Here is a 12,965-nt window from a genome sequence, read left to right as displayed (position 1 = left end):
ATAAGCCCAGAGTTTTTCGGGTTGACTTTTGGGAAAAAATCCTTCAATTTACGCATCTGGTTTGGCTATCCCATTACGCTCGGAAACAACCGAAAGGTCAGGCGGCAGTCATCCAACTCAGAGCTTTAAAACTAATATTAGTCTTAACAAACAAAAACGTACTCTGTCTACTTGAGCAGATTACCGGGAGGAAACATATGAAGCCTGTAAAAAACTGGCTGCTTGCTTCGACTATAGCAACAATAATTGCAACACCTGCAGTTTCTAATGCTAACAGCGATGTAGAAAAATTAACCGAAAACCCTGCCAACTGGGCAACGTGGGGCGGTGACTACGCCGGCACTCGCTATAGCAAACTCTCTCAAATCAACACCCAAAACGTTAAAAATCTGCAACCGGCTTGGTCCTTCTCTACCGGCGTTCTGCGCGGTCACGAAGGCGGTCCTTTAGTGGTCAACGGCGTGTTGTACGTTCACACTCCTTTCCCCAACACCGTTTACGCAATCGACCAAAAAACTCAGTCCGTTATCTGGGAATATACCCCGACCATGGACGCCGACGTTACCATTCCGGTCATGTGCTGCGATACCGTTAACCGCGGCTTGGCCTACGGCGACGGTAAAATCTTCCTGCAACAATCGGACACCGTGCTGACTGCTCTGGATGCCAAAACCGGTAAACGCGTATGGAGCGTGCAAAACGGCGACCCGAAACTGGGTATGACCAACACCAACGCACCATTGGTTGTTAAAGATAAAGTTCTGACCGGTATTTCCGGCGGTGAATTCGGTGTGCGCGGTTTCCTCGCTGCCTACGACATCAAAACCGGCCAATTGGCGTGGAAAGGCTACAGCATGGGTCCTGACAAAGACACCCTGATCAAACCGGGCAAATCCACCACTTGGCAAGACGGCAAAGTCACCCCGCTGGGCCCTGACTCTTCCACCAGCACCTGGAAAGGCGACCAATGGAAAATCGGCGGCGGCACCACCTGGGGCTGGTACTCTTACGATCCTAAACTGAACCTGGTCTATTACGGTTCAGGCAACCCATCCACCTGGAACCCTGTACAACGTCCGGGCGACAACAAGTGGTCCATGTCCTTGTGGGCTCGCGACGCCGACACCGGCGAAGTCAAATGGGTTTACCAAATGACGCCGCACGACGAATGGGACTACGACGGTATCAACGAAACCGTTCTGGTAGACCAAGAAGTCAAAGGCAAAATGCACAAAACCATTGTGCACTTCGACCGTAACGGCGTAGGTTATACCCTGGACCGCGAAACCGGCGAATTGTTGGTCGCAGAAACCTTCGACAAATCCGTCAACTGGCTGACCCACGTCGACATGAAAACCGGCCGTCCGCAAGTCGTGCCTGAGTTCTCCACCGAACACAACGGCGAAGACGTCAACACCGTGGGTACTTGCCCTGCCGCGTTGGGTGCGAAAAACCAACAACCGGTTTCCTATTCTCCGCAAACCGGCCTGTTCTACATTTCAGGCAACCATTTGTGCATGGAGTACGAACCGTTCGAAGTTAGCTACACCGCGGGTCAACCCTACGTAGGTGCTACTCTGAACATGATGCCGGCCGGCGCCGACGCCATCACCGGTAAAAAAGACGGCACCACCAACCTGGGCCAATTCACCGCATGGGATGCTAAAACCGGCAAAATCGTTTGGTCCAATAAAGAGCAATTCTCTGTTTGGTCCGGTTCTGTAGCCACCGCCGGCGGCGTCGTGTTCTACGGCACCCTGGAAGGCTACCTGAAAGCAGTCGATGCCAAAACCGGTAAAGAATTGTATAAATTCAAAACCCCATCAGGCATCATCGGTAACGTCAACACCTGGGAATTCAACGGCAAACAATACGTTGGCGTTCTGTCGGGTATCGGCGGTTGGGCAGGTATCGGTATCGCAGCAGGCTTGGATAACGGCGATTCTTCATCCAACACCGAAGGTTTGGGCGCTGTAGGCGCATACAGAAGCTTGAACTCTTACACCAAGTTGGGCGGTACTTTGACCGTATTCGCACTGCCGAACTAAGATCTAACCCGATAGATCCGTTCGAACCAGCCTTGGTCGAGTAATCGACCAAGGCTTTTTTATGTGTTACTGTCTGCGGGCTGATTTAGCCACATCGTTTTCAGCTAAATTATCGCACCGCACTCGAGCGGCGAAATTGGTGATCGGCACTACTCGTATAGTTTAAGGAAATCGCGATGACTCAATACTCAAGAGCTGCAATAGCTTGTTTACTTTGCACAACGGCGTTAATTCCGAAGGTGCAAGCCGGTGAAAAATTTCGGGTCTGCGCCGATCCGTTGCACCCGCCTTATTCGACCAAAGAACTCACCGGCTACGAAAACAAAATAGCCGCGTTGTTTGCCAGGCAACTGGGCCAGGAAATCGAATATACCTGGCTGCCGGAAAGAATCGGCTTCATTCGAAATACGCTGAAAGCGGAAACCGACGACGGCGGTTATAAATGCGACGTGGTCATGGGGGTTCCCGCCGGTTACGATTTAACCGAAACGACCAAACCGTATTTCCATTCCACCTATGTATTGCTAATCGCTAAAGGCCGTGGCTGGGACGACATTTCCGCTCCCTCGCAATTGGCCAATTTACCCTTGCAACGCCAGGAATCTTTAAAAATCGCCATGTTCGATCGCGGCCCCGGTACAGAGTGGTTGCAACAAAACGGCTTACTCGATCAAGGCGTGCCCTATCAAAGCATGACAGGCGATAGTGAACACAACGTCGCCATGCAAATCGAGCAAGATTTGCGCAAGGGAATTATCGACATGGTCATTCTCTGGGGCCCTATGGCCGGCTATGTACAGGCGCAAAGCCCTAAAGACAGCTATATTGCGTTACCGATGACATCCGCACCCGGCATCAAATTCGAGTTTTCTATCGCCATGGGGGTAAGACAGGGGGACAACGATAGAAAACAACAGCTCAATACCTTGATCGAGCAGAATTTAACGGAAATTCAAAAAATCGTAGCGTCATACGGTATTCCAATTCTTCCGATCCCCGAACAACCGTCTCGTCAAGACGACGATTGAGTCTATGCAACGCCGAATTTCATCTCCCGAACACTCTGTATAAATTGACGCAACTGAGTACTCCTGTATAATGACCCAGCTAAACAGCGGAGCGGTAGTTCAGTTGGTCAGAATACCGGCCTGTCACGCCGGGGGTCGCGGGTTCGAGCCCCGTCCGCTCCGCCATTAGTCCCTGCCAATATCGCTACAAGTACGCCCTTGAATTTGTAGCGTTAGCCCCCATAATTTCCTTGCATTCGGTAATTGTTTTACACAACGCATAGGAGAATCGATATGAATAGCTTAAGTCCATTTGCCAGTCGCGGCTTATTCGACGAATTATTTCGCGATGTGAATCCCGGATACTTTATAAAGCCCTTACATGGCGACCCATTACCGGCCCAAATCAAGGTAGACATTAAGGAAAACCCGGGCGAATACATCGTCGAGGCCGAGATTCCCGGCGCCGGCAAAGATAATATCCACGTAAACATCGAAAACAACGTAGTCAATATACGCGCCCAAGTCAGCCAAGTAGACAGTCAAACAAAGGACGATAAAGTATTGCGTAGCGAACGCTACTTCGGCGAAATATCCCGCAGCTTCCAATTACCCGCGGATATCGACCAAGCCGCCAGTAAAGCGCGTTATGAAAACGGGGTATTGACCTTGAATTTATTAAAAAAACAAAAACAAGTCGGCCAGCGCATGACCATAGAGTAATTCCGGATACGGACGGGCTGTCAGGGCCCGTCCGGTTTAGCCGTGACGACACGATAATGCCGCCAAATTGTCTTAAACGTCACGGTCATTAGCGGATCGTCTTTATCTACTCGGCAATCGATTTCAGCTAAACCATACCAGCGGATTTCGTCGATCTCGTCGCCGGAGACAGTAAACGGTCCGGGGTGCACGCAACGATAGACACGAATAAACTCCATGCCTAAACTCGGTAGCGCCTCAAGCTTAAACAGGGTTGTTAACGGTGCCGATATACCCAGCTCTTCCCATAACTCCCTAGGCGCACTGCTGTCGTAATCCTCGCCGGCATCGACGTGACCGGCAGCCGAGCTATCCCACAGTCCTTTATTCAAATCCTTGCTATACGACCTCTTTTGCAACAACAACTGGTCTTTATCGTTAAACACCAAAACATGCACAGCCCGGTGTTTTAACCCCAAACGATGGACGTCCGCTCTGCTACGCCGCCCTATCTCTCTATCAAACTCATCCACTACCGCAAGCATTTCATTGTGCATGATAGCTATCGCTTCTAATCCAAAGGTCGTGTATGGTAATGGCATTTCTCACTTAGCGCAGTGCGGTTATGGCTAGAAGAAGCGAACACACCCAAGAACAAATCAAGGAAATGGTGCTCCAAGCCGCCGAAACCATCATCGTTGAGGAAGGTTATCACGCGCTGACGGTACGCAAGATTGCATTGGAAATCGGCTACACGGTCGGCAGCATTTATATGGTATTCGAAAACATGCACGATCTGACCATGCATGTCAAAGGCCGCACGCTGGACGAATTGGCGACAACCTTGCAGCAAGCGGGCTATGCCGGCGACAACGCCGAGCAACGCATTTTGACGCTGGCTACGGCTTACGTTGATTTCGCCCATCAACATTTCAACCGTTGGCAGATGATTTTCGACAAAATCGACGATCAAACCAGTCCGGATTGGTATCAAGCAAAAATAACCGCAATGTTTACGCTAGTGGAAGATTTGCTTAAGCAACTCGAGCCCAACGGCTCGACCAAACATATTCGCCTCACCGCCAGAGCGCTATGGAGCGGCGTGCACGGCGCCTGTATTCTGGCACTAAACGGTAGCCTGGGACGAGTAGGCGCGGAAGACACCGCAGCTACCGTGACCCTATTAGTCCAAAACTTCATTCGCGGTTGGCGTTTACCCTCTCTGCCGGCAAACGCATAACCACCCCAAACGTCATCAAAAACAACAACGCGCCTAATCCGAATAAGGCAGCCGTAGGCCCAACGTTGAACGTAGCGGCTAACGTATAACCGCCAACCGACAACAACATCGCGACATTTTGAAAAAAATTCTGCATCGCCACTGCACCTCCGCTGCCTATGCTTTGGTAACCGATTTCCTGCAACGCAGCATTGATAGGCACCACAAACATACCGCCCGCGGTACCCATCAATAACAATACTATGCGAGCCGGCCATATGGAGCCGGTAAAACTCAAGCCGACTATCAACAACGCCATCAAATAAGCCGGTATTCTGACCCGGCGTAAATGTTCCAGCGGGATCAACCTTGGCACCAAAGCGGAGCCGACGATTATGCCCAAGGCTAAAAACAATGTCAGATCGGCTATATCGCTGGCGTTATGGGTCATCAACACCAAGGGTGCCCAGGCAACGATAATGACCCTGACGCACGCCGCGGTCGCCCAAAATAGTGACGCCCCCAAAACCGCAAAACGCGAACGCGGAGACGCCAAAAACTGACAAATTTCCCGGTAAAACAATACGATCTTGGAACCAACCGGCAGCGTTTTCCTGACGGTTGCAGGTAACAAGCAGGTTGTCGCCGCCGATACTAAAAACAAGACCATCGTGCCGGTCAAAGCCATGCCAATCGATTGATCCGCGGCTTTGGCACCTACCACCATACCGGTCAGGATAGCTAAGATAGTCGAGCCTTCGATCCAACTGTTGGCTTTGACCAAATCGCGATGACCGGCGAGCTCCGGGAGAATCCCGTATTTGGCCGGGCTATACAAAGCGGCCCCTACACCGACTACGCAATAAGCCAGCAAGGGTTCAACACCTAACAACAACAAACCTGCGCCGGCAGCCTTGATCAAATTAGCGACAATCAACACCTTGTCCTTCGGATGACTATCGGCACATGCACCGACCCAAGGCCCTAGCAACACGAACGCGACCAGAAACACGCTTTGCAGCGCCGGCACGTACCAAGCCGGGGGCGTATCGCTTTGTATCACCATCGCGATGACGGTAAACAAAATGGCGTTATCGGCAAATGCCGACAAAAATTGGGCGATTAATAGCGGATAAAAATATTTGCTCATCGGCGGGGGGTAATTCCGAAATAAAAGCTAGGAAGCAGCCCCACAGCATAGCATGGCACCGAGATCGGCGAAGCGATTCGAACGATAGGCCAATGTTTTAGATCGGAAGACCGTCAACCTACGGGCGTCCTTTCTTCCTTGGTCAACTCGAAAGTGCGGAAAAAAGTTTCTTGAATAATCAGGGCATCGGTACTGGCCCGATGCCGCGGCAACGACAATTCCGCCAAAACTTGCCGGTTAACATCGTTCCAAATATCCATTTGCGCTTCCCGCAAAATCATTTCCAAGGCACTCAAGCTGAAATCCGGCTCCATGCCGGCGTAAAAATACAGCTTGGACAACCAAGCTTTATCGACCACCCAGCCGTCGCAATACACCACTCTATTCGCCAAAAAGGCGTTCAATTCCTGAGCCACTTGCCTTACGGGCTTGCCGTGTTCAATCAAATCGGCCCGCGTCAACCCGTGCAAGCTTTCAGCCGCATCGTCCCAATACTGCCAGACCGGCTCCGGCCTGATCAGCGCACAGTAACGATCCCCGGTACTTAGTACCACCCCCACTTCGATCGGAAAACTATCGAAACCTAAACCGGAAGCTTCAAAATCAATAATAGCGGGTCTGGAAATTCGCACTTCAATTCACTGCATCGACGAGAAGTAAGGGTAATACGGCGCCATTGTCGCAAACAGCACAAGCAAACGGCTGCAAAATTTCCCGGTTCGGCAAGCCCGAACGCTAAATCGGATACGCACGTACAGGCTGATGACCGCGAAAGTTTACTCGACTTGGCCGAGTCGAATTTTAAGAGATCCGGCTCGCTAGCTGAATACTAGTCAAACCGGATGACAAAGGACAGGTTAATTATTCCGCAACCGTGACCAGCCTGCTTTTCAGCTCGTTGGCAACCAAGGTATCGTAATGCCGCTGCAATACCGAATCAGTCGGGCGGGGAAACAGCGCCGACTCCACTTCGGATTGCAATTGGCTCAAAAAATGCCGCCGCAAAATTGAATCCTCGGGTATCGAAACCGATTTCGTTTCGGCACACAACGCGGTTTTGCCGACTATAGATTCTTTACCGGCCGCTTTACAGACCGACAGCAAAGAAAAACCCAACGGCGAAAACGCGCAAACAGCCAACAGCAACATTAATAAGGTAAACATCAGAACTTCGAACATCTCACACCTCGGCAAATAATCAAAACCGGGAAACCGGCAGCAAACGACAAGCAATTAAGATGCCTATTCAAATAAATCTCATGTCATTGATTCCTAAAATATAATCAATTCATGCCTTGCCCAATAACCCTACAATATGTATGAAATGCAGCACAAATCCACCAAACCGACCTACAAGCCGCTGCGAATCGTTTCAGGCGTCCATCACCATCAAATCGTCGCTCCAGCAACCTATCGGATTACCAAGATTCATTTCCCCGTCTTCGAAGCGCACCAAGAATACGCTACGACTGGGGTCTTCCTCCACGTAGCCTTTCATCACAATCACGCCCCGGCATCCTTGCTCGGCCAGCACTTCACCTTCCTCGCTACCCGGCATGCTGCCGTCGTTGATAATGCTGTGCGCCGCGTAAACCACGTCGCCTAAATCCAGGTCTTCTATATTCATTCAATTCTCCTGTCAGTTAGTTTGTAGCAAATCCGACAAAAACAATTCGTTTGTGCGTGTCGGACCCACCCCCATTGCCGGACCAGCCCCGCCGCCGCCAGCGATTTCAGACAGTTAAGCCTTTAGGCAGCGTATGGCATGCTGGTTGCTTCTAACGTTACAAGATCAATGCCAACCCGTTTCAGGAGATGAGAAAGATGATTACATTAACCGAAAGCGCCGTAAAAGCCGTGGGCCGTTTTATTTCAAATTCAGACAAGCCTACCGGCGGCTTACGTATAGAAGTTACCGACGGCGGATGCTCCGGATTGTCGTACGGCTTGAAATTAGAGGAAACGCATAGCCAAGACGACACCATAATCGATTGCGGCGACGTCAAAGTATTCGTAGATCCGTTGAGCATGCCCAAACTGGACGGCATGTCGATCGATTTCGTCGATAGCCTGGAAGGATCGGGTTTTAAATTCGTCAATCCTAATGCAGTAAAAAGCTGCGCCTGCGGCTCGTCGTTCTCTACCGGCGAAAACGGCGGCACCCCTAAAACCTGTTCCTAAGACGCGGAGGAAATTATCATGTGGGATTATTCGGACAAAGTTAAAGACCATTTTTTCAACCCCAAAAACGCCGGTGCGGTCGCGGATGCCAACGCGATCGGCGAAGTCGGTTCCATCAGCTGCGGCGACGCCCTGCGCTTGACTTTACGCGTTAACGAAGACACCGAAGTCATCGAAGACGCCGGCTTCCAAACCTTCGGTTGCGGTTCCGCCATTGCGTCTTCTTCGGTATTGACCGAAATCATCAAAGGCCTGACCCTGGACGAAGCGCTGAAAGTCACCAACCAAGACATCGCCGCCGAACTGGACGGCCTGCCGCCGGAAAAAATGCACTGCTCGGTCATGGGCCGCGAAGCCCTACAAGCCGCCGTCGCCAACTACCGCGGCGAAGAATGGAAAGACGATCACGAAGAAGGTGCGCTGGTCTGCAAATGCTTCGCCATCGACGCGGTGATGATCGAAGAAATGGTCTGGGCCAACAAACTGCGGACCGTCGAAGACGTGACCAACTTCACCAAAGCCGGCGGCGGCTGCGCTTCCTGCCACGAAGACATCGAAGCCATTTTGGAAAAAGTGTTGAAAGAACAAGGCGAATCATTCGATCCAACCGCAGCGCCCGCCCCTAAACCTAAATTGACTGCGGTGACCGGTCCGTTAACCAGCGTGCAACGCATCAAGAAAATCGAAGAAGTGTTGGACGAAATGCGTCCGTCGCTTCGTGCGGACGGCGGCGACGTCGAACTGGTGGAAGTCGTCGGCAATACCGCTTACGTCAACATGAAAGGCGCTTGCAACGGTTGCGGCATGTCGTCCATGACCATAGGCGGCATCCAACAACGCTTGATGGAAATCCTGGGCGAATTCATCAAAGTCGTGCCGGCTTCGCAAATGCCGCAGTTGGTGAATATCGAGGGGGCTAGCCATGGCTGATATATATCTGGACAACAACGCCACGACCAAGGTGGACATGGCGGTCGTCGACACGATGATACCGTTTTTCACCGAGCAGTTCGGCAACCCGTCCTCCATCCACCGGTTTGCCGACGGCGTGGCCAAGGCGATCAAGAAAGCCCGTTCGCAAGTACAGGAATTGCTAGGCGCCGAGCACGATTCGGAAATCATTTTTACCTCATGCGGCACCGAGTCCGACTCGACCGCCATTCTGTCCGCCATCAAAGCCCAACCCAACCGCAAAGAAATCATTACCACTGCGGTCGAGCATCCGGCGATTTTGAATTTGGTCGAGCATTTGGAAAAAGAAGGCTACATCATTCACCGCATGCCGGTGGACAAACAAGGCCGCTTGAACCTGGAAACCTACCAAAATCTGCTGTCCGATCAAGTGGCTATCGTCTCGGTGATGTGGGCCAACAACGAAACCGGCACCATTTTCCCGGTCGAACAAATGGCGGAAATGGCGCACGCAGCCGGCGTGATGTTTCATACCGACGCGGTACAAGCGGTCGGCAAGATTCCAATGATGCTGCAAGACACCAAAATCGACATGCTCAGCTTGTCGGGCCACAAATTGCACGCCCCTAAAGGCATAGGCGTGTTGTATTTGCGCCGCGGTACCCGTTATCGGCCGTTGTTGCGCGGCGGCCACCAAGAGCGCGGCCGCCGGGCCGGTACCGAAAACACCGCGTCCATCGTCGGCTTGGGCAAGGCCTGCGAACTAGCCATGCAGCATATGGAATTCGAGAACAACCAGGTGAAAGCCATGCGCGACCGCCTGGAGCGCGGCATCGTCGAACAAATCCCCAATTGTTTCATTACCGGCGACATCCACAACCGCTTGCCTAACACCACCGACATTGCCTTCGAATACATCGAAGGCGAAGCGATTTTGATGCTGCTGAATAAAGCCGGCATCGCGGCTTCCAGCGGCTCCGCCTGTACTTCGGGTTCCTTGGAACCGTCGCACGTGATGCGGGCCATGGACATTCCGTACACCGCCGCGCACGGCACTATCCGCTTCTCGTTTTCGCGTTACAACAGCATGCGCGAAGTCGACGAAGTGTTGAAAGTCATGCCTGACATCGTCGCCGCCTTGCGTAAACTGTCGCCTTACTGGGACAGCATCAACAACGCCCCGGTCGCCGATCCGGAGCAAGCGTTCCAGCCGACTTACGCATAAGCTCAACCCAGCTAATGCTAAGGCACAACAGCCCCTGCCGCCTCAAGGTGGCAGGGGCTTTGTTATTGGTTTGAGTAAAACGGCTTCAATGCGCCGTGCCGTTGCTTATGCTGATAGTTTTTCAGAACGAACATGGCCGAATAGTTAACAGGCGGCTTGTCCGCCGTAGCCCGCCGCAATCAAGGCTCAGCCTGGGATTGCTGCGACAAGCGCCCTTCACGCAAGCGGTCCTCGTATTCCTGCCGGATATTCTCCATGTCGACTTGCTGAAATTGCAGCAACGGTTCGTCCTGCAACAAACCGCTGAAAGTGCCTTTGTTTTGATAGCGCTGCAACAACTCTTCAGCCGCTTGGTAAAGCTTGACGTTATGCTGGCCGCATTCGTCCAAACGATGCGCGGTTTCTTGCTGTTTCGCCATGAATTCCGCCAACTCCTGTTCCCTTGCGGATTTGGTTTTGGAAAGCTTTTCGTAATCGTCCGCTAAAGATTTGTAGCGACCTTCGCTGGATTGCCAGCGATTACGATACTCGCTTGCCGCACCGCGTTGCGCATCCAATTCCACGCCTAACCCGGTTTTCGACTTTTTAAGCTCGGCCAACTCCCTATCGGTTTGCTGGAGCCGGGCGTCCAAGCTATCCGCTGCGGCAAGCGCCGCGTCGCGCTCGGCAGTCAGTTTTTTCACCATGCTTTGCAATTTCGACACGACCGCATCCTGATGACCGGCCTCGCGCGGCACAGCCTGAGCCAAACCGGGCGCTAAGCCCGCACCGCCTAATAACATACACGCAATGATCGCTTTCATGCTCATACTCAAAACTGGGTATTCAGATCCAGCTGCAGCACGTCCAATCCGTACTGCGGACCGCTGATCACATCGGCACTCAACCAGCGGCCGGTCAACCAGACGTTTTTCAACAAGGCATAGTTGCCGCCGATAAACCAGCCTTTGACGTTGGTGCCGCCCAAATGGAAATCGGAATCGGTGAAGGCGTCCAGCACCGCGTCGCGCTGCACGTATTTGTATGCGGCAAACACGTTCCAGTTTCCGGGCACCGTGTGGCGACTCCAGCCGAAATCGACCCTGGCTTGCCAGGCGGAGGTTTGCTCGTCGCGCGGCGCGCCGAAAAGGCTAGCCACCTCGCCGGCCTTATAGCCCACGTTTTTAGCGTAATCGCCGCTAAAGCGCAGATGGTAGGGGGAAAACAGCGCCAGCTCATAAGAGGCATTGATGTTGACGATATTGAAATCGGAGGCCAAGCCCACCATGCCCGGCGTGGCTTGCGGGCTGGTTTTGCTGCCTTCCCGGCAGATGGTGGCCAAGCTGTTGCCGCTTTGCATATATTCCGGACGCGACGCATTGTTGGCCACGTTATTCAAATCGCACGTGCCGACGGAAGTCGTATTGGGTTTGGCTTGTACATTGACATAATCGTAATAGGCCAGCCCGACTTTTAATTGGTCTTGATTTTCGAATCCCCAATCCACCCCGGCCTGACCGCCGAACAACCATTTGTCGCTGCTGCGGGCGCTCTCTTGCAACGGAAAGGCCCCGGCGGTTAAATACAGCGAGCGAGAAGGATCGCTGGCCGAAACCAGACCGTCCTCCTGCAAGTTGTAGCGATAAGTACCGGCAAAGCCTTCGAACGACAAGTCCACGTCCCAAACCAGCTCGCTGGCGCCGGTAAATTCGCCGCCACCGGTATACCAAGGGTTTTTGATCCGGCCGCCGCTCAGGGTTAACCATTTAAATTTATGCTCGTCCGTCCTGTCGTATTGCAAATAGGCGCGATCCAGATCGAATGCGTAACGCTGCCCGGTGTTGCCCAAACTCTGATTGGTCGAAATCGCATCGCGTTGATTGCCGGTCGCCAGCCGCACGCCTGCCTTTAAACCCTCGGTGATGTCGGCATCGATCGCCAAGCGCAGACGCTCGCGAAAGCGTTGCCTGTCTTCCCGCGTGTTCAAATAGGCATCCAGTCCTGCCGCACTCACGCCGCCGGCGTCGTTGACCGCCATCGGATCCAGATAAGTCGGATTCAAGGCATTATCGATATTGTCCTGCGCTAAATATTCGTGCTGAGAGCGCAAGCGCAAGTCGCCGGAAAGTTTGAAACGCCGCACCCATTCCGGTAGCGCATTGGGGATGCCCCATTGTTCGTTCTTGGCTTTGGCCATCACGTCGCCGACCACATCCTCGCGCAGTTCGGCGCGCACCTGCTGGCGAATTTGATCTTTCACGAAATCGGGCACGTAAGCCACCCTCACTTCATCCTCCGGCACCACTTCCTTAGCGGCGGCCTTGCTGCCGGCGGCGGCGACTTGCTGTTCGGCGTCGGACTCGGCCTGCTTGATCATCTGTTGCGCCATTTGTTCGGTCAGCACGCCTTGTTTGACCAATTGCTGGATCAAATTAGCGGTGGTATTGCGCAATTTCAAAAGTTCTTCTTTTTCGCCTGCTTGCGCGGTGCCGATTAGCCCCCAGACCGCCAGTGCCAGCAGCCGTGATTGATTCGCCATTGT

The 12,965-nt window shown here is 52.8% G+C and carries 14 protein-coding genes and 1 tRNA gene; 8 read left to right on the top strand and 7 right to left on the bottom strand.

Going from position 1 to position 12,965, the window contains the following annotated elements; all coding sequences use genetic code 11:
- Positions 1-197 precede the first annotated feature (197 nt).
- The 4 genes from F1E05_RS07225 (at position 198) to F1E05_RS07210 (ending at position 3,778) form a co-directional block, all read left to right on the top strand.
- The gene (locus tag F1E05_RS07225) at positions 198-2,048 is read left to right on the top strand and encodes a methanol/ethanol family PQQ-dependent dehydrogenase (protein ID WP_150047656.1); all 1,851 of its coding nucleotides are present in this window, start codon (positions 198-200) and stop codon (positions 2,046-2,048) included.
- Positions 2,049-2,224: 176 nt separating this feature from the next.
- Positions 2,225-3,076: a quinoprotein dehydrogenase-associated putative ABC transporter substrate-binding protein gene (locus F1E05_RS07220; RefSeq protein ID WP_150047655.1), complete on the top strand. Its 852-nt coding sequence runs from the start codon at positions 2,225-2,227 to the stop codon at positions 3,074-3,076.
- Between the two features lie 88 nt (positions 3,077-3,164).
- Positions 3,165-3,241, top strand: a tRNA-Asp gene (locus F1E05_RS07215).
- A gap of 108 nt (positions 3,242-3,349) precedes the next feature.
- Positions 3,350-3,778: an Hsp20/alpha crystallin family protein gene (locus tag F1E05_RS07210; RefSeq protein ID WP_150047654.1), complete on the top strand. Its 429-nt coding sequence runs from the start codon at positions 3,350-3,352 to the stop codon at positions 3,776-3,778.
- A 20-nt stretch (positions 3,779-3,798) separates the two neighbouring features.
- Here the strand turns inward: F1E05_RS07210 and F1E05_RS07205 are convergent, their stop codons facing one another.
- Complete coding sequence (locus tag F1E05_RS07205) at positions 3,799-4,314, bottom strand: NUDIX hydrolase (protein ID WP_150047653.1); 516 nt, start codon at positions 4,312-4,314, stop codon at positions 3,799-3,801.
- A 68-nt stretch (positions 4,315-4,382) separates the two neighbouring features.
- On the opposite strand from F1E05_RS07205, the gene F1E05_RS07200 reads away from it, so the two are divergent.
- Positions 4,383-4,997 (top strand): TetR/AcrR family transcriptional regulator, encoded by a 615-nt coding sequence (locus F1E05_RS07200; protein WP_150047652.1) that lies wholly within the window; start codon positions 4,383-4,385, stop codon positions 4,995-4,997.
- Here the strand turns inward: F1E05_RS07200 and lplT are convergent.
- The 4 genes from lplT to F1E05_RS07180 form a co-directional block, all read right to left on the bottom strand.
- Positions 4,954-6,126 carry a lysophospholipid transporter LplT gene (gene lplT, locus F1E05_RS07195; RefSeq protein WP_150047651.1) on the bottom strand — a complete coding sequence of 391 codons (1,173 nt, stop codon included), beginning with the start codon at positions 6,124-6,126 and terminating at the stop codon, positions 4,954-4,956. The genes F1E05_RS07200 and lplT overlap by 44 nt on opposite strands.
- A 113-nt stretch (positions 6,127-6,239) precedes the next feature.
- Positions 6,240-6,758, bottom strand: a complete 519-nt coding sequence (locus F1E05_RS07190) for a 3'-5' exonuclease (protein WP_150047650.1) — start codon at positions 6,756-6,758, stop codon at positions 6,240-6,242.
- 229 nt (positions 6,759-6,987) lie between these two features.
- Positions 6,988-7,305 (bottom strand): hypothetical protein, encoded by a 318-nt coding sequence (locus F1E05_RS07185; protein WP_150047649.1) that lies wholly within the window; start codon positions 7,303-7,305, stop codon positions 6,988-6,990.
- A 193-nt stretch (positions 7,306-7,498) separates the two neighbouring features.
- Complete coding sequence (locus F1E05_RS07180; protein ID WP_150047648.1) at positions 7,499-7,753, bottom strand: nitrogen fixation protein NifZ; 255 nt, start codon at positions 7,751-7,753, stop codon at positions 7,499-7,501.
- Between the two features lie 197 nt (positions 7,754-7,950).
- On the opposite strand from F1E05_RS07180, the gene F1E05_RS07175 reads away from it, so the two are divergent.
- From F1E05_RS07175 to nifS, 3 genes are read left to right on the top strand one after another with little or no spacing between them, the layout of a single operon-like run.
- Positions 7,951-8,307, top strand: coding sequence for a HesB/IscA family protein (locus F1E05_RS07175; protein ID WP_150047647.1), 357 nt, complete (start codon positions 7,951-7,953; stop codon positions 8,305-8,307).
- A gap of 18 nt (positions 8,308-8,325) precedes the next feature.
- Positions 8,326-9,237, top strand: a complete 912-nt coding sequence (nifU, locus tag F1E05_RS07170) for a Fe-S cluster assembly protein NifU (protein ID WP_150047646.1) — start codon at positions 8,326-8,328, stop codon at positions 9,235-9,237.
- Entirely contained in the window at positions 9,230-10,444 is a 1,215-nt protein-coding gene (gene nifS / locus F1E05_RS07165; protein WP_150047645.1) for a cysteine desulfurase NifS, read from the top strand. The genes nifU and nifS overlap by 8 nt, the downstream gene beginning before the upstream one ends.
- 179 nt (positions 10,445-10,623) lie before the next feature.
- On the opposite strand, the gene F1E05_RS07160 is transcribed toward nifS, so the two are convergent.
- Positions 10,624-11,247, bottom strand: a complete 624-nt coding sequence (locus F1E05_RS07160) for a hypothetical protein (protein WP_150047644.1) — start codon at positions 11,245-11,247, stop codon at positions 10,624-10,626.
- 8 nt (positions 11,248-11,255) lie between these two features.
- Entirely contained in the window at positions 11,256-12,962 is a 1,707-nt protein-coding gene (locus F1E05_RS07155; RefSeq protein ID WP_150047643.1) for a putative porin, read from the bottom strand.
- Between the last annotated feature and the right edge of the window lie 3 nt (positions 12,963-12,965).

It is taken from the genome of Methylomonas rhizoryzae (genome assembly GCF_008632455.1).
In the GTDB taxonomy this organism is placed as follows: domain Bacteria; phylum Pseudomonadota; class Gammaproteobacteria; order Methylococcales; family Methylomonadaceae; genus Methylomonas; species Methylomonas rhizoryzae.
The sequence above is the reverse complement of the archived record's forward strand: the minus strand, read 5'-3'. Positions and strand labels throughout refer to the sequence as shown.

Coding starts and splice junctions, on each gene's coding strand:
- F1E05_RS07220 (WP_150047655.1), top strand. CDS start 2,225: ATGACTCAATACTCAAGAGCTGCAATAGCTTGTTTACTTTGCACAACG.
- nifS (WP_150047645.1), top strand. CDS start 9,230: ATGGCTGATATATATCTGGACAACAACGCCACGACCAAGGTGGACATG.
- F1E05_RS07210 (WP_150047654.1), top strand. CDS start 3,350: ATGAATAGCTTAAGTCCATTTGCCAGTCGCGGCTTATTCGACGAATTA.
- nifU (WP_150047646.1), top strand. CDS start 8,326: ATGTGGGATTATTCGGACAAAGTTAAAGACCATTTTTTCAACCCCAAA.
- F1E05_RS07225 (WP_150047656.1), top strand. CDS start 198: ATGAAGCCTGTAAAAAACTGGCTGCTTGCTTCGACTATAGCAACAATA.
- F1E05_RS07205 (WP_150047653.1), bottom strand. CDS start 4,314: ATGCACAATGAAATGCTTGCGGTAGTGGATGAGTTTGATAGAGAGATA.
- F1E05_RS07160 (WP_150047644.1), bottom strand. CDS start 11,247: ATGAAAGCGATCATTGCGTGTATGTTATTAGGCGGTGCGGGCTTAGCG.
- F1E05_RS07155 (WP_150047643.1), bottom strand. CDS start 12,962: ATGGCGAATCAATCACGGCTGCTGGCACTGGCGGTCTGGGGGCTAATC.
- F1E05_RS07200 (WP_150047652.1), top strand. CDS start 4,383: ATGGCTAGAAGAAGCGAACACACCCAAGAACAAATCAAGGAAATGGTG.
- F1E05_RS07185 (WP_150047649.1), bottom strand. CDS start 7,305: ATGTTCGAAGTTCTGATGTTTACCTTATTAATGTTGCTGTTGGCTGTT.
- F1E05_RS07180 (WP_150047648.1), bottom strand. CDS start 7,753: ATGAATATAGAAGACCTGGATTTAGGCGACGTGGTTTACGCGGCGCAC.
- F1E05_RS07175 (WP_150047647.1), top strand. CDS start 7,951: ATGATTACATTAACCGAAAGCGCCGTAAAAGCCGTGGGCCGTTTTATT.
- lplT (WP_150047651.1), bottom strand. CDS start 6,126: ATGAGCAAATATTTTTATCCGCTATTAATCGCCCAATTTTTGTCGGCA.